The sequence below is a fragment of the Vreelandella rituensis genome (assembly GCF_003336665.1).
GTDB classification, from domain to species: Bacteria; Pseudomonadota; Gammaproteobacteria; order Pseudomonadales; family Halomonadaceae; genus Vreelandella; species Vreelandella rituensis.
This window is the reverse complement of the sequence record NZ_QPIJ01000001.1, coordinates 122,889-147,789: the sequence shown is the minus strand read 5'-3', so window position 1 is coordinate 147,789 and position 24,901 is coordinate 122,889. Positions and strand designations below refer to the sequence as shown.

The following is a 24,901-nucleotide window of genomic DNA, read 5'->3' as shown; positions in this document are numbered from 1 at the left end:
TGCGTTTTTGGGCGAAATTCGGTGCAATCGCATCACCCCGCCAGTTAATGAAATAATGTAAACTACAAGACATCGGATTCTTTGAGGGAACCTCATGCATCGTACTACCTTTATCCTTCCGCTGGTGGCAATGCTTACGTCCGCGTCCATTGCCTCTGCCGACGAATATGGCGTCTTTTCGGCCGCCGGCGAGTTGCCTGGACAACGCATGAGCCGTCTGGCGGAAGAGCGCTCACAGGCAGAGCTGGAGCTTCTGACACGCCGCGCCGCCGAAGAAATGTCACTTGTTCGCTCCTCGATGCGCCACATGCCGCCGCCCTTGCCGGAGGGCAATGACTCGCGTGGCAGCGGTGTGCCGGAACAGACGCAAAGCCTTGCTGGCGCTTATGCGCAGCCATCACAGACCGCGCCTCGTGCTACCGCTGCCAGCCAAGCGCCAGGCGCTGTCACAGCGCTTCCCGGAGCACGCTCGACCGCGATCCCCGCCCCCACCGCCACGTCGGGTTTCGCCAACCGTGACTTCGCCCTTGCCATGGCTGATCCGGTAACCATCGATGTCGTGGACATGGCATTGCAGGACATCCTCGAGAACCTGGCGCCTCAAGGCTGGCGCGTGCGCTTTCAGCGAATCAGTGAGAGCACCCTTGCCGAACGAACCGATCTCACCGCAACCAACCTTTCGCGAGGGGACGTGATGCACGAACTGCTCTCCCAGTCCGGGCTTACCCTAAAGCCCTTCCCGGACTTCAATCAGCCGCTGATGATCATCTCCCAGAAAGGAGCGCTCTAACCATGCCGCTAAAGCGACTCGCCTTGATCATCGCCATGGGTACCCTTGTGGCCGGCTGCCAGACAACCGAATCTCAGCCATCGATAGCAGAACCTGCCGCCCCCGCCCCGCAAATGCATCTGCAGTTTCAGGGCAGCCCCACGGGCAGTGGGGATATTTCCCATGTCGCCAAGGATGTCTCCCTGCGCAAGGCAATCAAGCATGCTTTCCCGGATGCCACCATCGTCGGCGACCCTGGCGTTGACCTGGACAGCCCTGTCAGCGTCTGGGTTGAAAATGTTTCTCCAGTGCACTACCTCGATCAACTGGGTCGCGCAGCGGGCCTTTCCATCACCCATGACGATGAAGTGATCCATCTGTCGACCGTGGCTCGCTGGAACTTCACCCTTCCCCGCCGCCACGAGGCGACCGCACGGGTCCTGGTCGAACGGATCGACATTGAGGCGGCGATAACCGTGGTGGAAAGCTCCGAGGACTTCATCACCCTTCTTGTCACCGGGCCGGCCTGGGCTGTTCCAAGCATCAAGGCCGCCATTCACCAGTTGGGCGACCAGACCGCCCTGGATGATGTCTTTGCCGGCCAATAAGGAGTTTTCGCGTGACCAAGAAAAACATGATGCCCATGGCAATAATCGGGCTTGCAAGCGTGGTGACGGTGGGCGGCATGTTCGTGTTCCTCTCGCAGCAAGGCGCAAGCTCCAATCAACCGTCAACGCAAAATGCCGCAGTCAACACGCCGCCAATAAGCACAACCGTTCAGTATGAAGAAGCGCCCGAGGAGCTAGATAACCCGTATGATTTTGAAGCGGTGACGGCAGGCCGCCTGGATAAGCTACGCACACGGGATTCTGAGCTCTCGGAAACCTACGAAGGCAGCGAAGACGCCATTTACACCTCCGCCGCAGACGACGAAGCACTTCCGGAAAATAGCTTTGGTCAGCTCAGCAACTTTGATCGACCGGCAGCCCAGCCGCCCGCGCCGGCGCCCGCCGTAGCCGTCGATAACGGATCGGTGGCGACCGCACCCCTTCTTCCCGAGGCTAGCACCGAGGAAGCGCCAGCGATGTCACATGAGCCGGATACCAATGGTGATCCGGATACGGGCACTGATGCGGATGCGGATGCGGGTGCGGGTGCGGGTGCGGACACTCAGACGGTAACAGAGACAAATGTCAGCCTGGATCCTTCCAAGCGTAATTTCGAGGGGAACAGCACTTTCGGGAGCAACATCCCGTCACCCACTGCCATCGAAAATCAGACCTTTTCCCAGCACATGTCAGGTGATCCAGTTGAGCCCGGCGCGAATGACGACGCTTACCCGGGCGAGCACGATGCCGACCTCGATGATGCGGTTCATAGCCTGACTCTCGCGCTCCTGGATGAGCAACTCGGCGAACTGAAAGCCCAGATGCAAGACATGGCCAGCTACATGGGTGAGCTAACGCTTCAGATCGAAACCTTGGCCGCGACCCAGAAAGAACCCAGCATTGACGCCTCCCAGCTCGAGAATATGCACAGCAAGCTTGATACGCTCAGCGAGCAGGTGGCCTCGCTTGCCGAACAGCAGCAGAAGATCGAACAAAAACGAAGTGAAACGGCTCGGGTGAGCGCACGCCCGAACGTCGAGGGGCTTTATCAGGCCATTGCCATCGAAAACGGCAAGGCTGTGCTCAGGGGACAGAATACTGGGCGCACCTACCGTTTAGCGCCTGGGGATAGCCTGGCCTACGGGGGAACCCTTACGTCTATCAAGGGCGACAGCATCCAGCTGAAATGGCCCCATCAGGAAGTGGTCCTTTCCATTTACTGACCCACCCCCACCCAAGGCGGCTTTACTAGCCGCCTTTTTTCGCCCGGAAGTGGCGCCTGACCCCTATTGAATTCAGTAAGACTAAACAGACTCAGGGAGTTGGTACATGGCCAAGCGTATCGGCGATGAAGGCATGATCCTTCCAGGCGCACCGAAATTGATGTTCGACAATGCCGTCAAGCTGGGCGACGGCGTGCATGCCCATATTTCGCAAATGCTCAGCACCAGTCTGGATATCGATGAATATGATCTAGCCGAACAGTCGAGCAAGGATCTGACCCCGGAACAACAACGCTCCTTGGAAGAGTGGCAAAAGATCACTTCAAAATCGCGCATGCTGCCGAAGCTCAGCTTCCAAGAGCTGATGGATGAAAACCTGCCGTTGCCTTTCCTAGCCACTTTGAAGGCGGTGCGTGACGCCCTGCCAGCCAGGCCATTTATCCCTGATCCTCGCCTGATCATTCAATACACCGAGCTCATCGAAGCCGCAGCTGATTGGGAGACGCGCAAGCTCGAGGAATTACGCCAGTTCGCCGACCTTTTCCGCAACGATGACGGCAGCATGAGCGAGGAAGCCTATCGCGACATGCACCTTTCCTTGGTACTGTCGTTCATGATCAATGGCGGCGTTTACACCCTGGGGAAAGACCCGGTGGTCGCCGAACGGCTATTTTTTGAAGAAGATTCCCCCTACGGCTCAATGCCTCTCGCTAGGCGGCAACGTATTTATGGAGGGGAACCTCGCGCCAAACTGAGCGCCGCCACCTCCATTATCGAACGCTTCAAGGAAGAAACGTCCAGTACCACGTTAAGGACTGCCCAGAGAAACCACATAGACTTGCTGAATAACCAAACGCCCTGGGAGCAGCGCAGCCAGAAAAAAATGGTCCGCAACAAACTCAGCGACTTAGATGACTTGGTACGCTTATCGAGATTTACGACCAATAGGCCTTTTCAAGAAGTAATCGATGATGGAAAAATCCACTCATCACGTCGCCGGCGCCTATTCACCGGCATGAAAGACGTCTACGCCCTCCCCGACGCCGACGACGAACCCGATTCCCCAGTACCGCTAATCGATCGCGGCGTGTATGCCGCTGGCGCCCTGGGACTGAAACCCAAGAGTGCCGAGGTTGGCCGGGACGACCCGGACAACGAAGAACCCGCCGAACTTCCTTTGGGTACCCCGGTGGACGAAGACGGAAACCCCTATTCCCAGCCCCGCCGACCCGAACGCCTGGATCTCTCCAGCATGGTCGATGACATCGACATCGACGGCGAGGAAGATCAATCCGAAGAGGCTGCGCTTGCCGATTTTCGCTTCTTGATTGATGACATGGGGTTTCGTGCCCTGCAACTGGGTAATTATGTGCCGCAGAAGATGCGGCGCTTTCTTACCGGCGAAGTCTATAGGGCCGTTCATGACCAGGCCGAGATACTGGATATTCTGCCAACGCAGGTTGCCCTTGGTAACCCCCTACCTGACGAACTCAATACCGGCGAGATTGTTGAAGCCCAGAACTATGCGCATAAATCGCTGGGGCTGGCGTTCGGCGCCCGGGGAAGCGGCATCAAGGGGGCTGCCCACTACGAGCCGGGGTCTCACATCCTCGCCGCAACTCGCGACAAGGGCGCGGGCAGCTTTCTGCATGAATCAGGCCACGCCCTGGATTTCTCGATCGCCTCTCGGATATGTAACCTGGATGAGGTCAAATCCCAGTTTGACGACAAGTCCATTGCCCGCGTCACCGGCAGAAAAGTCGGCACCGGGGTTATTACCCTGTCCGAGGCATTTGCCATGTTTTGGACCATGGCGACCAACAAGCATGTTCAACGCGGCCATGCGATGCCGACCGATCAAGAGGTCACGCAATTTGCATCAAGGCTTCTCAAGCCCGAATACAACACGCCCGAATACCTTGATCTGATCAAGGGCTTCAGCGATGTCATGCGTTCAATCTATGCCGAAGAAGTGTCCGATGACCACTTGATGCGTGAGCACGCCTCGTCTTTGGCGAGAGACGCCCAAGTAAACATCCGCCATCTGGAAGAGCTTCTGATTGCACTGATTCAGTCGCGTGACGGCACAGATGACAAGGAGATCTCCAAAGACGATGCTTTATCCATCCTCGTCAAAGAGGATCTTTGGCCGGCGTCCAACCAAGATGATGACGGACTTGAATTCATCGCGTCATTAACGTTCGCCAACTCCAGTGCCCTGAATCGTATCCAGAAGCTGCTGGGGACCGAGATTGCCAAAGGGATCTTTCAAGCCACCCGCCGCGACCCGCACCCCACGACGGTTAATGCGATTATCCAGCCTATCACCGACTCCGTTCGGGCCATCACCTGGCGGGCAAAACTGCTTTTGAAGGCTAAAGACGCGCCTGTATGGCCATCCGAAAGCGGCCAGCGCCTTCTCGAGGAAGAACGAGAAAAACACCTAAAAGATCATGACGGTAAGGTGACGAAATCCTTTCAATTTGGGTGGCGCTCCATGCAGGTCGCCGAATACCTGCGAAACGTGCCCACAGAAGATCACGAGATAGTCGATACCATACTCTGGAGCATTGGCTATCACGATCGCCTGGCCAACGATGCGGAGCAATCCAAGAAATGGGAGCTTGAGAACCCGACCCCGCATGATATGGAATCCACCGTGGCGGTACGTCCGAGTCCAATCGTGCTTATGGGAACGGGCACTGCTTCAGCAAACCTATTTGTCGAACTAAGGTGCGCCACCACCACCACTAATAAATCTGCCGACTTAGCCGAAGCAACCCTGGGGCTGCATCGAGCGCTCACCTCTCAGGACGTTCAGATCAACGAGAACCGCCTGACGCTTCACCCACGGCTACTTCACCGTCTCAATCAGGACATCAATCACCGGCTGGCGTATCTGCTCGACAACGGCTTTTACCATGAGCATGCCCTGATTGAGTCCCTGGGGATCGAGGAATCACTGACCGATCGCATTCACCCGAGCATTCCCTCCGACAAGGCCGCTGCCGCTCTACGCGATCCCGATACCCTCGAAGCCCTGCGCCAAAAAATCATTGACGGCGACTCGCTGGGTGAGAAGGTCCCGTACATTTCCAGCACCTGGGCGTTGGCCGCCCTTCTTGCGCGAACCGACTTGCTGCGTGAAAAAGTCCAGCCATGCCTGGCTGAAGCCACTCCCGCCCTGCAATACGCCGGCTTAATCGAACAGCTGGCCGACTGCCGCGACTGGCTGACCAACTTTCGCCACATTACCGACGACCAGTCGATAGCCGAGCAGGCGGCTACCATGGATGGTTACCTGGCGCCCTACCAGGCCCTCACCGACACTCCGGGAGACAGGTTGTCCGAGCTTGAGCGCGAGCGTTTCCAGCGTGAACTGCGCAGCAAATTTGAAAGCAAATTCCAAAGCCTGTTGCGACGGGCAAGAGACTTCGATTCCACCCAATTAGTCCCCGCTATGGAGATTTACAAACAAGGCAGGGCTACCAACTGGATCATTGATCACCTCACGGAAATGTCGCTTTACCCAGGTCGAGATCACCCCTACTACCCATCCCAAGATGAACGGATGCAACGCGTGCTGGCACGGCCCTACCAGGACGGCCTGCGAAAACTTGCCGACGTTTGCCAGACATACGGAAACCAGTTCGCTTACATGGAGGCCAATGAGCGCCTGCACCTTCTGGAGGATGCCCTTGGAGTGACTATCGATTGGACGCCAGAACGGGCCAAGGAGATGCTGCTTTCAAATAAATTCGAAGCCGTCCATACGAATTTCAGCCGCCCCCACGACGTGGTTCAACACGAAACCCCGGATCAGTGGTGGACCCGGGTGCTGCAGACCGGCTCTAGCCGCATGCACCGGTCTGAAATGAGGGGGGGCGAGGCGAATACGCTGGCGCTTATAAGGCGCGATTACCGCAAGGATTGCGTGAAGGACTTCCCGCAATACCAGGTATCCCGCATGGCGCGATCTTCGGCCGTCCGTGATGGACGGGACCTGGGTCTGAACGGGTACATGAGGAAAGGCTCGCCCAAATATTGGGCAGAGCCGGTCGAGTTATTTGCTCGTTCGTTTGAAACCTATGGCTACGACAAACTCGGCAAGGGGCCGACTTACCTGGTCAGCGTGGTGGAAAAAGACCGCCAGCAACGTGCTTTGGATGCCATCGATACGAAGCTTGCGAAACTTACCCTCCAGCGGGACGGCGGGTTTAGCCACTACGAGTCAGATATTTACCTCCGAACGCCCACGGACTATAGCCACAACTACCCAAGCGGCGCTCAGCGGGAACAACTTCCTGAGGTCTACGCTCCCCTGGTAAAAGCGCTCAAACCGGCACTGGACATGCTCTACCCCGAGTCTGTGGCGCTTCACGAGCGGGTTATGGCCAGAAAGGCGGCCGAAGCCGAGGCAAAAGCCGAAAGCCAGACAAATGATGCAACCGTTGCAGCAATCGACGCCACGCCTGAGCCAGAAGAGGCTCACCTAAACCACGGTCAGGTTGAGCCCTTGGCGTCTCATGACACCGATATATCAAGGGAGGCAACGCCGACCGTGGAGCTAGATGCCGATCATCAGCCGGAACGGCCGACAGCAGCCGTTGACGCGCCCTCGCCTGCGGAGGAACCACAGGAGCCTGAGGATCAAACCGACCTGCCGCTGGCGCTTCAATCCAGCCTGCCTGGCGATCCTGAGACCAACCAGGACATGAAGGAACAGACAGTGCCGACGCCGGAAAACGATACATCGGCCAATAAGGTCAAGCCACTACCCACACAGACTTCGCTCGGTTTCTGAGTTTGACCCCTATATCAATGACAGCAGGGACAAACCAGGCATTCCGGAGGCGATCATGGCAGAGAGCAAGCGCAAGGCACGTCCACCAGCGCCCACCACAAAGGAGGTCATCGAGAAAGTTGGCGATGACATCCTTAACCTGTTGGAGAACGAAGGAGTCACGGCCGCAGACTTTTCCGGTGTGGTTAAGAACCCGGCGCTTTCGCGTCCGCGAAACGCCATCACGCAGCGGCCTTATCGTGGCCTCAACGCCATTCTTGCCATGGTTGCCATGGCGCGCAAGGGAACGCGAGATGGGCGTTTCTGCACGCTCGCCAAGGCGCGTGAACATGCTGGTGAGAAGCTGTTCCCAGTCAAGGGAAGCGCTGCCACGCGCTTGATGCGCCCCGTGAATATCGGCAGGAAGCCTCAGGAGGATGAAGCCTCCGCTCAAGCCGATGGCGACCATAAGCAGGCATCGTCCAAAGCCCGTCGCGTCGACCTCAGCCAGCCCGACGACCAGGAAGAAGAGGAAAACCGGGGCAGGCCGGTGGGCTTCAAGCCCTTCGCTGCCTTCCACATCAATGACATTGCGGGTTTCGAGCCACCACCGCTGGAAGATCATCCTGAAATCACCTCGCACGAGCTGGTGTCGCATTTCGTCGCCGCCGCCGGGGCGACGATCGAGCCTGGCGGCTCCCCTGCCTTCATCCCAAGCAAGCAGCGCTCGGATGGCGGGGTCATCAGCATGCCGCTGAGCCAGGATCACGCTTCCCCCGACAAATGGGCCGCTGACTGCCTGCACGAGTTCTATCACTGGACCGGTGTGCCGTCGCGTCAGGATCGCTTCGGCTACCTTGAGGCCGAGACCGCAGAAGAGGCGAACAAGCTTTTTCATGAAGGCTATGCCGCCGAGGAAGTGCGTGCCGAGTTTTTCGCCAGCGTCGCCGGGCGCATGCTCAACCTGGATTATAGCCTGCGTGACCATGCCGCCTACCTGGATGGCTGGGGAACCCGAGCCGCCGACAAGGATGCCCCCAATGGCCGTGCCGATGCCATACGTAGCGCCATCAACGACATTGCGCCAGTGGTGACGGCCCTGCAGAGCTTTATGGTGGGCGAGGAACCTGAGATTGCCTGGTTCCCGAAGAAGACCACCTGGCCTGAGAAGACCCAAGCCTATTTCGACTCGCTGCAGCTCCCGGCTACTGCCGACACAAGCCGCGAGGCTGAAAACCAGGCAGTTGCCGCTGAAGTCGCCACTATCGATACTCAGACCCTGCCTCCCGCCCTTGTCGGTGTCACGCAGGCTCCGATGGAGGAGCTAGATATGCCCAAGCCTCGCCAGCCGCGAAACAACGCCATGGACACTACGCGCAGCGGTCGTGGCTGGTCCAATGTCAGGGTCGTTTCAACACCCCCTGCGCCGACGCCTTGACGGTATAATTGAAGGGGCATCAGCTAAGAAGTAACACCGAAGATTTGGGCTAAAGCGAACAAGGATTACGTCATGCTCTTACATCACGCCATAAAACTGCATCAGCTGGGCATCCCGCTCTATGCCGACTGGCAGGAAGACGATATGGATACCCTGAATCTGCCTGTGGCTGAGATTTCACAGGATCATGTACGTATCGAAGACCTGTTTGGGGGTGAACAGCGTGCCCACGGCTTTGATGGGAAGGCGCCGCTGGACAATGCTTGGCTTGGGTCCGGGCGGATCTCCCTTCACCTCAAGCAACACGATGACCCCGTGGCGGTGCTGCTCGATCAAGGCGTGGCCGAGAAGGAAATCATTCGTCTTGCACAAATCGATCACTGATCAAGGAATGCCCATGGCGTCACTACGCAACGCCCAGAGCATCATGGAAATCTGGGATAAAGAGCTCGACATTATCAACACTCTCGAGGATGGCCTTAACGAAGCCCTGGAGCGGCTACTAATGCATAGGCCGGGAAACTATCGCCATCGACTGGGGAAAAATGATGAAGCACTGGAACTCGCCAACCAGACCTATGTAGAGCTGTTGAAGCAAGGCGGCGCCTCGCGCGCAACGCTGCGGGAGCTGCGCTCGATCAAGACCCGCTTTCCCGGGCAGGTGCTTGATCCCGATAATGGGGCCTACCTGGTTTACAGCATTGCCCAGTCACTCATCATTCAGATCCAAGATTTCGTGGATATCTACACCAAGTGAGGTGAATTCTATGCCAGTTCCAATCGTTATCGCTGGCGCAGCCGCCGTTAGTAGCGCAGGCGCCGCTGGTGGGGCCGCCGCCGCTGGTGGAGCTGCCGCTGCCGGTGGGGCCGCCGCTGCCGGTGGTGCCACAGCCGCCGGAGGTGCTGCTGGCGCCTCTGGAGCCGCGGGTGTCGCATCGAAAGCCATGCCAATCATGCAAAAGCTCAAACTCGCCAATCAGGCCGTGAACACCACGGGGAAAATGACGTCCGGTGCCCAGGAGAAACTTGGCAACATGATGTCCAAGCCTGGTTCAAAAGCGGAAAAAGGGGGCTTTCAGCCAGATCGCGCTGAACAAAGCATGGATCCTGAGAATGCCAGCAACCAGACCATGGAAGAGGCGCTGTCGCTCAATGCGATCCTTTCCGGCCTGAAGAATGCCAAGGAAAAAAAGCAAGAAGCTGGGCCTTCAAAGCCAACACTCCCAGGCTTCAAAGGCCCGGGCATGTAATTGGCTCACCCATGTACAAAGGACCGCCCGCTTTTCTCGGATACGACGATGCATATAGTTGTTCGAAGGCGGCGGGTGACCGCACTTCGCCCTAAGCACCGAGGCGCCGTGGATATAGGAGATAACAGTGCAATCAGATGAATTGGAATATGTGGGGTTTTGGCCACGAACCGGTGCCGCTGTGATCGACACCATTTTGCTGGGGGTCATAATATGGCCGCTACTGACCGTATTCTATGGCGACTCGTACTGGCTCAGCGATAGCTTCGTCCAAGGGCCGATGGATCTGTTGTTGTCCTGGATATTTCCGGCCGTCGCGGCAATCTTGTTCTGGGTGGTAAAGCAGGCAACCCCTGGAAAAATGGCCGTTGCCGCAAAAATTGTTGATGCGAAAAGTGGGAACCCGGCAAGTACGGGGCAACTGGTCGGGCGATACTTTGCCTACTATCTGTCAATGTTGCCGCTCGGGCTCGGTTTCTTATGGGTCGTCTTCGATGACCGAAAGCAAGGCTGGCACGATAAGCTTGCGGGCACCGTCGTTGTCCGGCAAAAAAATCGGAAGCCCAAGCCTGTGACCTTCACCGAGTGACACTTCCTGCCTCACGCGCTAGCGCGTGAGGATCCAACACCTGCGTCAGGCCGTTTCATAGCGATTGCGAGACGGCATCTCTATCACTTCGCGGATCAGCTCCAACCCATGTTCTTCGGCCTGGCGTACCGTGTATTCGGTGACACCGAGCGTCTTGGCTGTCGCCATGCGCCCAAGGGGTTCGACGCCAAAACCATAGCGCATTGATAACACCTGCTTTTGCATTGGCGTCATCAAGCGCCAGGCCTTTGCGACAATCTCCTTTGTCTCATCACTGAGTAATGCTTTTTCGATCACCGTTAAATCCTGACTGTCGCCGATGGAATCCGGGGAATCCGCATCCAGAGCAATACCATCTCGACTCATGCTCGACTCGACAAGGGACCCCCAGTCCTGGAACATCATCGTGGGAGCCCGACCAAGCCCTTTGGCGAGAAAGAGCTTCACTCGAGACAAGGGCGCCCCTGACAAGGCCGCCACTTCCTCTGGGTCGAGGGAGGCATAATTGAATTCGCCCTCGGTGCGGTTACTGATCTTGCTAATGGCCCGCTTGATTTTTGGCGCGAATTTTATCGCCCAGTCAGGCATGGAGATTGGTTGGGAAGCCTCTTGGCATGATCGCCTCACCACGGGGCGGACATGATCCAGGTAGTAGCGAATAAACTGGTTTCTGACCATGGCATCCGGCAGGGCCGGGTCCGGACGAAACTTCCCAATCCCTTCCATGATGCTCAACAGGGCATCGTTATATAAATCCTGTCTTTCGATTGGCTGGGCGTGGCGATCAGAGAAGTTCGTGTAGGTTCGCACCAGCTTTTCCAGGGGATCCTGAATCGTGACGATGCAGTGTTCCATGGCATCCCTGTCACCCGTCTGAGCCGCGAGAATGGCATCGGCCATCGTTCCCGAAAACTTAGCCACTCACACCTCCTTGTTTTCTTGTGGATGCCTCTACGACTTGCGTGCGGTACACGCCCAGCTGTTCTTTCCTGCCGACTACTTGCACGTCGCTGGCATACTTCAGAAGGTTGTTACGCAGCTCATTTTTCGAAAGCATGCTGATGACCGGCATGTTGCGCTTGGATGCCACATGGGCGGCGTGACGCTCGAGCATCCTGTCGCCACACACCACCAGCCAGTCGTAACCTTCCAGTGCATCTTCGACTTTTTCGAACGCCTCACGGCCCCGCGAGCGATCTGACAAAAGCGCTACACCTTTGCCTCCCTGAATACATGTCGCCATGCGGTGTATCGAATCGGCGATGCCAGGGCCAAGAGACGCTCCCAAGGCCTCCTGTAATCCTTGAAAAAGATGATCCACCGATCGGCCGCTTTTCAGCATGGCCATTAGATCCGCTTCCAGTATGAGCGATTTGATAATGCTCAGGCTTACGTCTCTTTCGCAGGTCTCCAGTCGAGCCCTGTTGAGCACGCGCTTCCATTCACGCTGACTGAGCAAGGCATTTTCCCAAATACAGCAATGTCCCTCTGCGGCAAGCGATGTCACGAGCGCATAGGCTGCCTGAGGCGAGACAAGCGGAAGCTTGTGAAAGGCATCGCGCATCCAGTAACTCAAAAATCGCGACAGGCTGACTTCAGACACCGCCTGCGACGAAATATAAAATCCATGGGACGCGGCACCTTGCTCAATCACCACCTGGCAACTCATGTCCTGAGCAGATGCCTGAACGGACACGCTCGCCGGACAACCCAGCCATATCGGTGTGGTTGTCCCGAAATTGAACGCTTCCGGGTAGGTTCCGAAAATACTTGGCCTGAGACAGTCTTCGGTGACCTGTTGCTTCTGCATGTGAGTGCCGGCCATGGTTTTGTACTCTGTCTCACTGCTTTGGTTTATGTGTAAGCTCATTCGCGTCACTTGCCTCCGGCCGCCATCGCATTGGTGAAGGCAGAGCGCGGATCGGCGGCATTGTTATAGTTCTGAGGGCCACCCATGTAGGACATCATGGAGCCGGAAATGGACTGCCCAGGCGACTGGATGCCCAGCATCCCGTTGATCATGTCTGGGATACGAGCGATCGCTGTAATGGAGAGAAAGGCAGCTAGCGCCACGGCAAACAAAATGACGAAAGGCAGCGCAAAGATGCCGAGTATCGAGTCCACGAACCCGGCATTAAACGAACCCATAAGCATCATCGCCAGGGTGGGTACCAGGAGGTTGTAAATGATCACGCTGATCACAATGGCAACCACCACCAGCATCGGGTAGAGGAACAGATACATCAGGACGCCAATCCCACGCAGGAACGCCATGGTGGCAAGATGCGGCGTATTGGTCAGGTTCGAGAGATTTACCGCCACCCAGATGGTCGAACCGAACACAATAATGGCCGACCATATCGCCCATTCCGCCATAAGCATGGCGACAATAAGGATGGGCAGTTTGGGCAGTACCATGACCAGAAACAGCGAGATCATCATCACGAATATGAGCAGCAAGCCAAAGCCCGCCATCAGTGCATACAGGATTAACGACCCTTCCCCAAAAGGAATGCCCTCCGTTCCACTGCCTAGTTTGCTGGAAACGGTCTCGACCAGAGTGGTCACCGCCGAGGTCGCAACTTCCCCTCCCGGGATCAAGGTCAGAAAGTCGTGAATGGCAGCCGCTGCCATCAACGTACCGAGCACGTTGGCACCTAGCTCATACGTTGCTGCCGGGCCCGGCTGAGTGAACAAGGGATCTAAAAGCCAGATAAAAAATGTCTGGGCTGCTTCATTAGCGACTACCGCCCCTTCACCAAACCAATACCCAATTAAATCACCGAGGGTTTCACCAACACCACGCCTGACATATGCATCTCCAGCGGCTTCAGCGGCCACCAATGCCTGAACACGGTCCGATTGGATTTGGCTGTTCACTCGTACCAAGGTGCTATTGGCCTGGCGTATGCTGTCCCTGACTTGCCAACCGCTACTATCCGTACCGTTAGATTGAATCCGGCCTACTGCGTCAACCCGGTCGCCCAGGCTAGAATAAATCGTGGCAAGGCCCGGCCAACCCAGCTGAACGATCATGCCCTGAAACTCCTGGCCGATCGCGGTTGTCGCTACCACGTTATCGATTTCAAAGGTGGCGTCGGCAGGATCGACACCTGACGCCACGGCAGCTTCATGCATTCTCTCTGTTAGGGAATCGACCGCCGAGTTCTGACAGGCATTTGTCTCGCTGCAAACACTCGCATTAATGTCCTCTACTCTAGTCCCAATAGATTCCACGTAGACGTTAGCCAACGCCTCCATATCCGCCCGCGCCGCATCGGAGCTAAGGTCGTTGCCGTATGTCTCATACAGATCTGAAATAGACGCTTGCGAAGCGCGCTGTTGCTGACGAACTGAGATACAGGTATTTTTCAGCGCAGTATCATCCATGTCATCGCAGGATGCCTCGATCTGCGAATCGCTAAGCTCCCCTATGTTGATATCAACCGTTGTAGCATTTTCGATGTCGACCGAGGAAATGGTGATACGACCACACACACTCCTGACGCTCGCAGCACTTCGCCCCATTGCGCCCATCTGGCGGCGGCATGATTCGGCCCCCACCATCTCACTGAACGCCGAGGCGTTCTCACGCGGATCGAATGAAGCTGAGCTATCGAGCGAGAAAACACTGCCGCCTTCCTGGGGATCACCAAAGCCTTTACCAGCCACGACGAACGCCAGCTTGTTGCCCATGCCATTGGAACCGGCCGCCGCCCACATGGCGGCGTATTGCGCTGGCGCCAGCCCATCAGTGGTCATTGGCGAAATCAGCATCAGCGTGATAACGGCACGAAAGGCACCGATCATGCGCTCTCGAGCTTCCCCTAGAATGTCTCCGTACTCTAAGTAGGAGAAGAACATCGTTATCGCGTGCACGACGCCGAATGCGATCGCGACAGCCATCCCCAGGTAAGTCGCAAATTTAATGATCGCGCCCATCAAGTGATTTGATGGCCCTTCTTGAGAATCACCCCCGACCACGCGAGCCAGAAGATCACTACCAAAGATTACGTTGAGGAAATAGCCACCGATACCACCCAGCTGAAACTCTGGGGTTAGGCCCAACATGGCTGACAAGCTACCACTGGAGCTTGCCGCGATGGCCTGAATGTCAGGCAAGCTGGTTTTAGCGGCCTGCAACGAGGCTCTGGCGCTGCCCCAGGAGGCATCTCCGCCAAATGCCAGCTTGGCTTTATCGGCCCCCTCTAAAGCGGTGGACCACCCTATCTGGGTGCTGGCGGTGCTGGCGCCATTAACCGGGGGGTCTTCGCCGTTCGCCATGGCAGAGAAAAGAGTTAAAAACATAAGGACCAGCAGTATTTTTGCCGGTCGGAGCATGCGTCCCGATGCATCCCGTAGCGTTGCACGCATCAGCGTCATCTCCTTTGATTGATGCCGTATTCAAAGCATGAGTCCGCACCGCGCCAGCCAATTCTTACGGAATTAAACAACTCACCCCCGCCCTCCATGTCGAACATCTCGCTGACAATCAAGGGGATCACCTCTTTAATGGCATCCTTGACGGGGACATTTTCCAGCGTGAAACCACTGCCTTCCTGGGAAGCCAGGAAGGTATCTATCATCATTTCTGTCGACGTGGACGGGGTTATACGCTCCTTCGTCAGCCACCAGTAACCCGCCCTGCGCCAAGCATCGATGCCTGCGCAAACTTCGCTAGTTGCTGCATAGGGCTGCTCTCCAAATGCGAGCTGTAGTTCTCCGCCTAAATCCAGGGAAAACTGGATGTCACCAGGCTCAGGCTCCCCCGCTCGTTCCGCGGTATAGGGGGTTAGGCGAAAGAACCCTTCGCCCACGCCATTGATCATCTCGGCAGTGACAACTTGGGCGTTGGACCCCTGGGGCGGTTGAGCCTCAAGGGTATCCAGCAATATACGGCCTACCTGGTACAGTGCCTCTCTCGCCTCCTGATAGGTCTCGGGGACGGGCATTGCCTGAACTGCAGGCGGTTCGGCCAAAACAAGAGCTAGCGGCATGGGGGTTATCTCAATGTTCCGTTGTTGTCACCATCATACCATTTTTGGGAGTCGTGCGTTTTCAGCACTCCCTGGAACCCAAAGGCGAAGCACAAAAAACCCCAGGTTTAAGCCTGGGGTGACCGTTTGGACCAGATGGGCTTAACCGAAGGGTCTGGGTATCGACTGTGCCAAGGCAGGCTTGCTCGTAGCCGGTTTCGCTGGGACAGCTGGTGCTTCATCGTTATTGGCCGGCAAAGCAGGACCGGATACCAGGGACGCGGGAACCGTTAATGGCTCATCTTCCACTGAAATTTCCTTGGCGCTTGATTCCTTTGCTACCGTAGCATCTGGCGCCACTCGGTTTGCTTTCAGCAACATCCCATGCTGTTTTTCGGCCTTTTTAGTGGCCTTGATCGAAAAAGAGGGTTTGGTATCTTTCTTGATTGTCACTTCATAGGCACTGACATCACGCACGTTCTCTTCGGGGAGCCGCTCCGCTCGCGCCGCCAGCAGAGCCTCCCGAGCTTTGTCCGTTTCCTGGTTATCCAACGCCAAAAGCGCCTCGTCAATGGCACAGCGCGCATCGGAGGACGCATCGATAACCGCATTCAGCGCCTCCTTGTTGAGAGAAGTCGTTCGGCGACTCGAAGAACTAAGCACCATCTCCCGACCGTTGGCAAAAAGCGACTGGCCCTCTCTCTCCACTTCCTCTTTATAGAGATCACAGATTTTTGCTTCCGTTGCGCGCTTTTTATCGGTCCACTTCGCGACCATCTCGCCACAGTAATCCAGTTGCGTGAAACCGGCCTCAAGCTTTTTCTCAAGTGGTTCTGACGCAAGCTTGGCGCCGGGCATGCCACGATTAACCGGGTAGACACTGAAATGATCTTTTACTGCAGGACTGTCTGGTGAGACACCCCTCTCCACACAATCCAGAAAGAGCTCTGCACGACGATTCATTTCTGCTTCAAGAGCAGGGTCATAAGGCACCGGATAAAACCGCGTCTGCATATCGCCCGAATAGATATGCGATATCCCCAACACGTCTGGATAATCTTCGGGAGGATAGCCGTTGGCTTCGTTTTTCGCTCTCAGGGCTGCATTGTAATGGTGAATCTGCACAACCCAGCCAGGCATGGGACCCTGGGTCTCTACTTCAAGCCTGATGTCATAAACCATCGTAGCCTTGATATCAAAAACACCGACAAATGGTGGCTCTTTCATGGGATTTTCAGGCACGCTCAACAGCGGATCGCCTACCATCACACGATCTAAATTCGATTCCATGGTGCGCTTTCGCTCTCTTTCGAAGCGCGCCCATTTATCGATGTAATCCTGCATGGGGATCATTTTTCCAGAGGCCGGATCTTCAATTTCGCCGCTTTTGCGCACCACTGGCGCATCAATGTTGGCGCCGAATCCAAGTCCTTTCCCATCGGTACCATCAAGGCGAAGCCCTGCCATCTCATCGACAAGGGTCACCTCGTCGAGTCCATCAATTTCCCCGGCCGCAAGCTGCTGCTTTAGGTGCTTGAAGGCCACAGGCTCAAGCTCGATGCCTGTCTGCATCGCCTTATTGGACTTCACCCTGGTTATAGCTTCGCCGCGCATCTTGGCATAGAGACGTACAATGCCATCCATGTGCGAAAGATCGCCGTCATTGCGATAGCCATGGCCCATCAGGACCGCAGCCCCGGTACCGGTGATCAGCCGGCGATGGTCATGATGGAGTTCAAGGTCTTGATTGGACATACCTTCCGGAATAAACGCCATTTACGCACCCTCTTGAAATCCGTTGTGTTCTTACCCCCATACATAGGGGTCTCGGATTAAAAACGGGCGAAAAAAAACCAGAGACTGGGCTCTGGTTCGAAATCCTCCACACGACCCACTCTCACGATAGGCGCAACCGAGTTCTCGGGCGGGACAAGGAACTTGTCGCGCCGATCAAGCGCGAATCATACGCCGCCGCTCTTGAAAGACGCCGATGATCTGCGCTTTCAGCTGTAAACACCCGGCGTATCCCGCCCAGAGGCAATTGATCCCTGTCGATCAAATACGTTGGTAATAACTTATACGGCACCATCAAGGCGGCACGCATCACTTCCGTCCGGTTCATGGACCACCAGTACAGTGGCTGGTAATGGCGATCCTGGTCTTTACCCGCAAACAGCCCTGGCCGATCTTTTGATGCAGCAAATACCGATGCCGGCGGTTTTAAGTGGGACATGGCGATATTCCTTTAAGAGCTTTTAAACCATATCTACCACAACTCATCGCTCTGATTCGAACAAATGCCACTTTACGTAGGGCCTGGCAAACCAGGATACGGGCGATTGGGGCCCGGCTTGGGATTTTCTCCAGGAGGCAACGCACGCGTCTCTGCGTTCGGCTTCTTGTCGGTGTGCGCCGTCGATCCCAGGGAGATCCCCGCCCGGATGGGGGAAGTCTGTCCATTTGCCGGAGCTTGCTGCTCTCGAAGCATCTCGACAACCACCTCTTCCAGTTCGCAGGAGAAATCTTCTGGCCAGCCGTCAGGCATGAGGTCCGAGTCCCGCAAAAACGCGCAATACTGCATGGCGTGTTGCTCTACGCCTTTCCGAGCGTCTTCTTTCGGTATCATGTTGTACCCCCTACCCTTTCTATGCTCATTGGCTAAGCGAAGGTAGGCGATGCAGGTCAATGCATCCGACATGTCCTGCGAGGCAATCGGCTTGCCTGAGGTCAGCCTTTCTGCAAGCTCAAGGGCTCGTTCTTTTGCATACTCGGCCGACTCCCGCGTCAGGCCGCTATACTGAAAGTCACCATTCTCGGTGATAGTGTTTTTGTCCAGAATGGCGTCCAGCTGCCGATGTGAAAACAACTCCTTGGCAGGGACTTGTCCATTCAAATAGCCCTCCAACTTGCTCTTCCATGCGAGATCTTTCCACTCAACATCTGCATAGTCATTGCGTTGCATTAATTCCGTTTCACTGCTTGGCGTGAATCCTATGCCTGGCTTGGCTTGCGCAGCGGAAGCTTCCGCTGCTTTTTTGATGCTTTCTGCTGCCCCAAGAATCTCTGCATGCCGAGACTTCTCTTTAGCTTCCATGAAGTCATCCTTTTTGCGCTGAAGGTCGCGCTCAAGGTCAGACTGTTCGTTATGAAGGGCTTTATTATCGCTGGCCAGCTGGGCGTTAGTGCTCTGCGCTTCCTTTCGCTGTTGCTCGAGGTCCTGATTGGTGATTTTCCCAAATAAGCGGCGCAAGGCAGTCGCAATGGCGTCAATGACAAACATCGCAAGGTACTTGAGCCCGTTGACACCGGGCCTTAGCGCCCGCGCGCCCCGCTTCACACGCGCAACAAAGCCGGGGCCGCCAGGCCCTTGTGGGGCGGCTGGTTCACCCTGGCGCTGGGCGGATGGTCCCGCCGACTGGCTGGCATTTGCCTGAGCACTTTCTCGGTCCTGGGCTCGTTTGGCACGCGCCGCCTCATCCTCTCTTTCCTGAGATTGAGCAGCCTCTTCACGCTCACGACGATTATGCTCCTCTCGTTCACGTTCCTGCTCCTGCGTTTCATGCGCGCCACCGCCCTGAGTGCTTTCCGGGCCAGGCCTATCATTGGCACTTTGCGTACTCATAGGATATTGAACCGCACTCCCTTGATCCTCGTCCCGGTTTGCCTCTGAGGTAGCCATCGCTTTTCTCCTTCTCTGACCAACGCACTGGTTTATACATCGCTATGTCCACTATATAGGGGTCTTGCTTCATAATTGGGTGAAAATAGCGTTATGGCACTTGCGGTGCATCAACTAGCAACATGGGAGGCAGTCGTTGAAGAGTTTTTCGCCCGGCTACATACCTTGGCCCCTATATAGATACCATGGGGGAATGCTCCCAGACCTGAGTCCAATTTTTAGAGGAAGCTAACCATGGCATTCACGTCACAGTCACAAGCCAAACGGGTTGCCCGAACAGGCGCCACGGCCCCAATCTTGCTTCGCGTCAAGGATGTCGATCCACAGGCTGGAACCCTTACCTGCAGCGTCACCCTTGAAGACAATCCCGAGAACTTGACCGTGGCTCCCGGCGATTACGTTCTCTCTATGGACATGAATGCGATATCCCCCAGTGACAGGGAGCGCTACGCCCAGAAGAGTAAATCACGCTATTTCGGCGGGCTAATCGGACAAAAGATGGCCAGCAAGGTCGGGGAACCTCTGATCGCCGAGGGGTTTCAAGCCACGGCCCCAGGTCATGCCGTCGTCCGCTGGCTCAATAGTGCTAACAGCGAGCGTACCGAGAACAAGCCAGCCCTGATCCATACGCGCAAGGTCGTGCATGAAGGCCAGGCCATGATTGAGACCGCGGGAATTACCGTAATCAACCCTAACGCATTCGATGTGTTTCATGATGGCCAGCTCTCGCCTGAAATGGCCAAATCTTTGGATATCTGCCAAGACCACTTTAAGCGGTGCACGATCCCCAGCACGGTGAAGAACGGCGCCGGCCAATCTATCCAATGGGCTTCTATGCCTTCATCGAGTGCCATCTTCGCCATCCTGGACAAAGACAATCAGGTGATAGAAACAACGGAGCTCTATAAAGAAATTCCCCACCCAGAGCCTTCCGATTATCCGGACTGGCTGCCCGAGAGTGAGCGCATCCGCATCTGGAACGGAAAGACGTATCCACGCAAACTTCCTTTACATGCCAATATGCTCAACCGGATCGCTCATGAAGCCTTGGATTACATGCGCGGCAAGTACGGTGATGACGCCAAGCTAGTTTGCATCCGTGGGACCGAACTCAAGGCCAGTCGCAGCGTGGATGATGACAATATCGATATGCGAGCCTTGGAAGGGTCGAATCGACCGCTGGACTCATGCCACAAAGACAACCAGAACGTGTATCTTCGTGATCCCGCAGACACCAGTCCTGACGCGTTGCAGAAAAACCTGTCTTTTGTGCCGTCAGTAGCCTTCACCTACGCTGCCAATAAGGGCTCAACTTTTTCAAAATACATCACCACTCGCCACAGCTATGGCATAGGGCCACAACACCCACTGACTCAATGCCAATACAATGGCGAGTCCCTGAAGATGAAGCCTGAACTTGCGGTGCCAATCAACCACCCCTCGCACCCTTTCAAGCAAATGAATCCGAATGCCTCTACGCAGGCACCGCAACAGACCCAGCAAGCCCAGGCACCGCAACAGACCCAGCAAGCCCAGGAGCCACAACAGACCCAGCAAGCCCAGGCACCGCAACAGACCCAGCAAGCCCAGGAGCCACAACAGACCCAGCAAGCCCAGGCACCGCAACAGACCCAGCACGCCCAGGAGCCACAACAGACCCAGCAAGCCCAGGAGCCACAACAGACCCAGCAAGCCCAAGAGCCACAACAGACCCAGCAAGCCCAGGAGCCAGCACACCACCATGATAGCAGTGCTGAATTCGACGCTAATCAGCGTATAAATGACTACATCAATGCTAGTGGAGGCAATGCTCAGTCAGCGCCAGCAACTCAACCTGATCCTGACTTCCCCCTTGGGGGCAATGCTGTGCCTGAGAATGAAGGGGATGCAGACTTTCCTCTTGGCGGCAACTTTGCTGCTGAAAATGAAGGTGAACCTGACTGGCTAGATGGGTTCAACGACACTTTTGATGATACCCCACCTTCTGACAAAGGCAGTGAGATCGACAATTCTGACAACCCGGCGACAAAAACCGCGCCAGTAAGAAATAGCTCCTTTGATATGCCCTTCACCTAATAGGCATTTCCCTCGCGCAGTGCAGGCGAGTCTCAAGCAGTATTAAAGGGGCGCGAGCCCCTTTAGTTTTTCTTGCTTTTGAACCCTCCACCGATTAACTCACAGAATAGAATCGGCGGAGAGCAGTCACATGGGCAAACGCTCATTGATGTCCCGAAGCACTTCGCGCCCAAACTCAGCCAACTCGTTAACTGAGGGTGACTCTTTCAGGTAAGCGACCAGACCAAACGGTGCCTGTGCCGGCAAAGCAGCCCTCACTTCCTGAATTGGTGACTCCCCCACCAGACGGTACTCCAGCAAGAGCTCTCGCATGCCTTCAGCAAAGGGACCACCCCCTTCAGCGGGAAGAAACTGTACACCCACCAAAAACTCCCCTACTTGTGCGTCAGCAAACATATTGAACGTATCCACATCCTCGCCCAGCACAATCCGATCCGCGATCCGGAAATCTACCAGACCTAAGAGTGTCACTAAGGGCTCTAACTCTTTATCCAACGTGTCCATCAACAAAACTCCTTAAAGAACAGGTATTATGGTCACAGTACCATATATGAAGATGCGGCAAGATATTACAGGAGACCGGCCTTGGCACTTACGTCCTTCAATGATGGCAACCGCGAAACGCAAAGAAGATCTTACAATGCGTTTTTTGAAGCGGGCTATTCGGTTCGCCGCAGCGTACATCGGTATATTCTCGCCCTTGGCCTCGTTGCAGTAGCCCTTCCTGGAACGCCTGTACTGTGGCTATCCCTCGCCATGGTGCTTTATGTCATCGACACCAATCAGCGGCTAAGAAAACAGGACCCCTTTGGGCGAGGTACCGGTCCTTACATTAAGCGTACCCCTGGCAAGAAAAAAACAGTAGAAGAATGGTCCGTCTTGTCCACACCCTCCCATCGCGGCGGTGATGGCATCTGGCCCATGGGCAATAACTTCAACACCGGCGAAGAAGTAGTAGCCGCCGATAATTTAGTAAGAACGCATATGGTGCTTTCCGGCACCACCGGCTCGGGCAAGACCGTGACCATGACCTCTGCTTTCGCCTACACAGCTTTTGTCTCCGGCTCCGGCATGGTGATGATCGATGGTAAAGCCGATCCCAAAACCTGGTTCGATCTTTTTGCCATGGCCGTCGCCGCAGGGCGTGCGGACGATTTTCTGGTACTCAACTTCGTGGTGGGTGCCTCTCAGCAAGCGGACTACAGCTTTTACAGCGCAGCCGAAAAGGCGCTGTGGGAAGAGTTTAGAGCGGTCGAAAGTAATACTTTCAATCTGTTTGGTACTGGTAACTCCGATACGCTTTTCGAGATTGGGGCATCGCTACTCGGCTCTGAGGCCAGCGGTGAGAACAAGATGTGGGTGGAACGTGCCGAAGCCCTGCTCCGCTCGTTGCTCAAAGGTCTCGTGGAATTACGCGATAAAGGACGTATCCAAATATCGGTAAAGTCGCTGCAGGAGTATATGAGCCTTGAGAAATTATCCGAGCTCGAGAAGGACCCTGACATCGACAAGACAGCGCGTGATCAGATAGCGGCGGTACTGAACGAAATCCCCGGCTATCGCGACGCCATGTCTATCGATGATCCCCAGCAACGCTCCATGGCCCTCGCTGACCAACCATCCAAGCAGTTCGGCTTCCTGCTTATGCAGTTCTCAGCCCTCTACGCCATGTTGATTGGTACCTACGGCCACATAGCCAATGTTCAGTTCTCAGATATTTATTTCCCGGATATCGTGTACGGGCGCCGCATATTGCTTTGTCAGCTTCCCGCTTTGGAAAAAAGCCCGAACTCCATGAGTCAGCTTGGCCGTATGGCGCTTTCCGGCATCAAGTCCGCCCTTTCCCAATCCATTTCTGGCCGCTTGACTGGCCTGAAAGCCGATATCGTCGATCGTCGCCCAACAAACTCCCTGCGCGCCATGCTGCTGATTTACGATGAAGCGGGTTCGTATTTGCAGGCCGGTACCGCTGACGTTGCCTCCCAGGCACGTAGCCTTGGTGTCTTTAACGTTTTCTCCGGCCAGGAATGGGCCAGCTTTAAATCGGCCGGCGACTTGGAAGCGCAGCGCATCGTGTCGAACTCGGGTCTCAAGGTCATTCTCAAAACCGAAGACAAGGAAACCTGCGACGAATTTATAAATGCCGTAGGTGAAACACAAATTCTCCGCTCAGGCGGCAAGCGATTTGATAAGGGACGGTGGGTAGAGGATTCCCAGAGCCTCGAGAAAGTGCCTCGAGTCACCGTGCAGGAGATTACCAACCTGGCTGAAGGTCAGGCGTTCATGAAATGGCGCGACACGCTGATCCCGCTGCGAATGCCCCACGTCGAGCCTCCCGCCGTGGTCCGGGCTCAGCGCAATGACCTAGTGCCTATCCCCGGCAGCATGGCGACTGACCGCGAGCAAATGCGCAACAAGCGGGATGTGACAGAAGAAATCCTCGAGCAGGCAATGCCTGCACTGAACCTCGTTGGTCTATGCCGAGAGCTTGGCGAAGCAGCCGAAGAACCCGCTCAAGATAGCTGGCGCCTGATGGAAAAGCTGGTACGTTACGCCCACAAGCACCAAGTAATTATTCCATGGGAAGAAAGCCCGCCCCCTGCTGGCCGCCTGGATTCAAGCGAGATCCATGCCGTTAACCCGTCCAAAGGCGCTTTAGCGCTGGACTACCTCATCCATACATCCACTGAGAGGCATGAAGAGCTTGAGAAGGCGCGCAAGATAGTTAGGAACGGTCGTCCCAGCCAACCGCCTTATAATCCCCAGGAGGAGTCTCTTAGCACCCAAGGCAGCCTTGGCCAGGGTGTACGCCAGGAAAGCCGTGAGACGGACGCTGTTGCAGCCCGAATCGCCTCGCTACTCGACAACGCCGATGCTGAGCACCAGCCGCTACCAGCAGAAGAAACTCCCACCCCATCCGAAAGCACGGCAGCACCCGTCGAGCCCCAACCCCCAATCGAGCCCCCCGCACCGGTCGAGTCCCAAGAGTCCGAAACCGGTGGCAAGACAGAGGGTGCAATCGACAAGAAAGAAGCCATGCGGCTCGCGCTAAGTCAGTTTAAGGGAACTGGCGATGGCAGCACTCAGGCGTCGCCAGCTTCCGACATTGAACCCGAGGCGGCCGATATACACGTCGCTGAACCTGAGCCAACAGATTCCTATGAACCCGCAGATGAATCTGAATACGAGGAAGACTTCGAGGAGGATTACGAGGAAGACTACGAAGATAATGGTGATGATGAAGGCGCTCATGACGACATAGAATTAAGCGCTCATGACCTGGAAATCGAGCATGATCCCTCAGCCGACTTGGGCATCAAGAGCACGCCAGGACACAGCCCTACCGGTCTACTCGCCGACATTAGGCCCGCAGCCAAAAAGCGCAAGCGTTTATCCAAGTTGGATTAAGTGATTCAGCCACCACGCAACACGGAGAGATTGCTAATGCCGCTCAGCGCAGAAGAAAAGGGTCGTATCATGAGGGAGCGAGGCGAGTCGGGCCGCGTGGCA

At 55.9% G+C, this 24,901-nt stretch carries 19 protein-coding genes; 11 read left to right on the top strand and 8 right to left on the bottom strand.

Translation table 11 applies throughout. From position 1 onward, the window contains the following. Nucleotides 1–94: 94 nt before the first annotated feature. From DU506_RS00825 to DU506_RS00785, 9 genes are all read left to right on the top strand, one after another. On the top strand, nt 95–790 hold the full coding sequence (locus DU506_RS00825; RefSeq protein ID WP_114485057.1) for a hypothetical protein: 696 nt from the start codon (nt 95–97) through the stop codon (nt 788–790). Nucleotides 791–792: 2 nt separating this feature from the next. Continuing rightward, on the top strand, nt 793–1,377 hold the full coding sequence (locus tag DU506_RS00820; protein ID WP_114485056.1) for a hypothetical protein: 585 nt from the start codon (nt 793–795) through the stop codon (nt 1,375–1,377). An 11-nt stretch (nt 1,378–1,388) separates the two neighbouring features. Further along, nucleotides 1,389–2,600 (top strand): hypothetical protein, encoded by a 1,212-nt coding sequence (locus DU506_RS00815; RefSeq protein WP_114485055.1) that lies wholly within the window; start codon nt 1,389–1,391, stop codon nt 2,598–2,600. Between the two features lie 106 nt (nt 2,601–2,706). Next, a complete protein-coding gene (locus DU506_RS00810) occupies nt 2,707–7,404 on the top strand; it encodes an LPD1 domain-containing protein (RefSeq protein ID WP_114485054.1) in 4,698 nt (1,565 codons plus the stop codon). A gap of 55 nt (nt 7,405–7,459) precedes the next feature. After that, complete coding sequence (locus DU506_RS00805) at nt 7,460–8,821, top strand: zincin-like metallopeptidase domain-containing protein (protein WP_114485053.1); 1,362 nt, start codon at nt 7,460–7,462, stop codon at nt 8,819–8,821. A gap of 72 nt (nt 8,822–8,893) precedes the next feature. Then, nucleotides 8,894–9,205 carry a hypothetical protein gene (locus tag DU506_RS00800; RefSeq protein ID WP_114485052.1) on the top strand — a complete coding sequence of 104 codons (312 nt, stop codon included), beginning with the start codon at nt 8,894–8,896 and terminating at the stop codon, nt 9,203–9,205. Between the two features lie 13 nt (nt 9,206–9,218). Further along, nucleotides 9,219–9,578, top strand: a complete 360-nt coding sequence (locus DU506_RS00795; protein ID WP_114485051.1) for a hypothetical protein — start codon at nt 9,219–9,221, stop codon at nt 9,576–9,578. A 10-nt stretch (nt 9,579–9,588) separates the two neighbouring features. Further along, nucleotides 9,589–10,071, top strand: coding sequence for a hypothetical protein (locus tag DU506_RS21535; protein WP_181870648.1), 483 nt, complete (start codon nt 9,589–9,591; stop codon nt 10,069–10,071). Nucleotides 10,072–10,198: 127 nt separating this feature from the next. Beyond that, nucleotides 10,199–10,660: an RDD family protein gene (locus tag DU506_RS00785; RefSeq protein WP_114485050.1), complete on the top strand. Its 462-nt coding sequence runs from the start codon at nt 10,199–10,201 to the stop codon at nt 10,658–10,660. A 45-nt stretch (nt 10,661–10,705) separates the two neighbouring features. On the opposite strand, the gene DU506_RS00780 is transcribed toward DU506_RS00785, so the two are convergent. The 7 genes from DU506_RS00780 to DU506_RS00755 all read right to left on the bottom strand — a co-directional run bounded on the left by DU506_RS00780 (nt 10,706) and on the right by DU506_RS00755 (nt 19,315). Continuing rightward, a complete protein-coding gene (locus tag DU506_RS00780) occupies nt 10,706–11,560 on the bottom strand; it encodes a sigma-70 family RNA polymerase sigma factor (RefSeq protein WP_147273707.1) in 855 nt (284 codons plus the stop codon). A 13-nt stretch (nt 11,561–11,573) separates the two neighbouring features. Then, nucleotides 11,574–12,530 carry a hypothetical protein gene (locus DU506_RS00775; RefSeq protein ID WP_147273706.1) on the bottom strand — a complete coding sequence of 319 codons (957 nt, stop codon included), beginning with the start codon at nt 12,528–12,530 and terminating at the stop codon, nt 11,574–11,576. A gap of 5 nt (nt 12,531–12,535) precedes the next feature. Beyond that, nucleotides 12,536–15,034, bottom strand: coding sequence for a hypothetical protein (locus DU506_RS00770; protein WP_147273705.1), 2,499 nt, complete (start codon nt 15,032–15,034; stop codon nt 12,536–12,538). 5 nt (nt 15,035–15,039) lie between these two features. Continuing rightward, the gene (locus DU506_RS00765) at nt 15,040–15,657 is read right to left on the bottom strand and encodes a hypothetical protein (protein ID WP_114485046.1); all 618 of its coding nucleotides are present in this window, start codon (nt 15,655–15,657) and stop codon (nt 15,040–15,042) included. A 141-nt stretch (nt 15,658–15,798) separates the two neighbouring features. Next, nucleotides 15,799–17,412, bottom strand: coding sequence for a hypothetical protein (locus DU506_RS00760; RefSeq protein ID WP_114485045.1), 1,614 nt, complete (start codon nt 17,410–17,412; stop codon nt 15,799–15,801). A 121-nt stretch (nt 17,413–17,533) separates the two neighbouring features. After that, entirely contained in the window at nt 17,534–17,869 is a 336-nt protein-coding gene (locus tag DU506_RS21415) for a hypothetical protein (protein WP_147273704.1), read from the bottom strand. Between the two features lie 72 nt (nt 17,870–17,941). Next, nucleotides 17,942–19,315: a hypothetical protein gene (locus tag DU506_RS00755; RefSeq protein ID WP_114485044.1), complete on the bottom strand. Its 1,374-nt coding sequence runs from the start codon at nt 19,313–19,315 to the stop codon at nt 17,942–17,944. A gap of 234 nt (nt 19,316–19,549) precedes the next feature. On the opposite strand from DU506_RS00755, the gene DU506_RS21530 reads away from it, so the two are divergent. After that, a complete protein-coding gene (locus tag DU506_RS21530) occupies nt 19,550–21,391 on the top strand; it encodes a hypothetical protein (RefSeq protein WP_181870647.1) in 1,842 nt (613 codons plus the stop codon). A gap of 126 nt (nt 21,392–21,517) precedes the next feature. Here DU506_RS21530 and DU506_RS00740 read toward each other — a convergent pair whose 3' ends face one another. Then, the gene (locus DU506_RS00740; RefSeq protein WP_114485041.1) at nt 21,518–21,895 is read right to left on the bottom strand and encodes a hypothetical protein; all 378 of its coding nucleotides are present in this window, start codon (nt 21,893–21,895) and stop codon (nt 21,518–21,520) included. A gap of 81 nt (nt 21,896–21,976) precedes the next feature. Between DU506_RS00740 and DU506_RS00735 the strand changes: the two genes are divergently transcribed. Next, entirely contained in the window at nt 21,977–24,799 is a 2,823-nt protein-coding gene (locus tag DU506_RS00735; protein WP_114485040.1) for a type IV secretory system conjugative DNA transfer family protein, read from the top strand. Nucleotides 24,800–24,901 lie beyond the last annotated feature (102 nt).

Coding starts and splice junctions, on each gene's coding strand:
- DU506_RS00825 (WP_114485057.1), top strand. CDS start 95: ATGCATCGTACTACCTTTATCCTTCCGCTGGTGGCAATGCTTACGTCC.
- DU506_RS00820 (WP_114485056.1), top strand. CDS start 793: ATGCCGCTAAAGCGACTCGCCTTGATCATCGCCATGGGTACCCTTGTG.
- DU506_RS00810 (WP_114485054.1), top strand. CDS start 2,707: ATGGCCAAGCGTATCGGCGATGAAGGCATGATCCTTCCAGGCGCACCG.
- DU506_RS00805 (WP_114485053.1), top strand. CDS start 7,460: ATGGCAGAGAGCAAGCGCAAGGCACGTCCACCAGCGCCCACCACAAAG.
- DU506_RS00800 (WP_114485052.1), top strand. CDS start 8,894: ATGCTCTTACATCACGCCATAAAACTGCATCAGCTGGGCATCCCGCTC.
- DU506_RS00795 (WP_114485051.1), top strand. CDS start 9,219: ATGGCGTCACTACGCAACGCCCAGAGCATCATGGAAATCTGGGATAAA.
- DU506_RS21535 (WP_181870648.1), top strand. CDS start 9,589: ATGCCAGTTCCAATCGTTATCGCTGGCGCAGCCGCCGTTAGTAGCGCA.
- DU506_RS00780 (WP_147273707.1), bottom strand. CDS start 11,560: ATGGCCGATGCCATTCTCGCGGCTCAGACGGGTGACAGGGATGCCATG.
- DU506_RS00775 (WP_147273706.1), bottom strand. CDS start 12,530: ATGAGCTTACACATAAACCAAAGCAGTGAGACAGAGTACAAAACCATG.
- DU506_RS00770 (WP_147273705.1), bottom strand. CDS start 15,034: ATGCGTGCAACGCTACGGGATGCATCGGGACGCATGCTCCGACCGGCA.
- DU506_RS00765 (WP_114485046.1), bottom strand. CDS start 15,657: ATGCCGCTAGCTCTTGTTTTGGCCGAACCGCCTGCAGTTCAGGCAATG.
- DU506_RS00760 (WP_114485045.1), bottom strand. CDS start 17,412: ATGGCGTTTATTCCGGAAGGTATGTCCAATCAAGACCTTGAACTCCAT.
- DU506_RS21415 (WP_147273704.1), bottom strand. CDS start 17,869: ATGTCCCACTTAAAACCGCCGGCATCGGTATTTGCTGCATCAAAAGAT.
- DU506_RS00755 (WP_114485044.1), bottom strand. CDS start 19,315: ATGGCTACCTCAGAGGCAAACCGGGACGAGGATCAAGGGAGTGCGGTT.
- DU506_RS21530 (WP_181870647.1), top strand. CDS start 19,550: ATGGCATTCACGTCACAGTCACAAGCCAAACGGGTTGCCCGAACAGGC.
- DU506_RS00740 (WP_114485041.1), bottom strand. CDS start 21,895: ATGGACACGTTGGATAAAGAGTTAGAGCCCTTAGTGACACTCTTAGGT.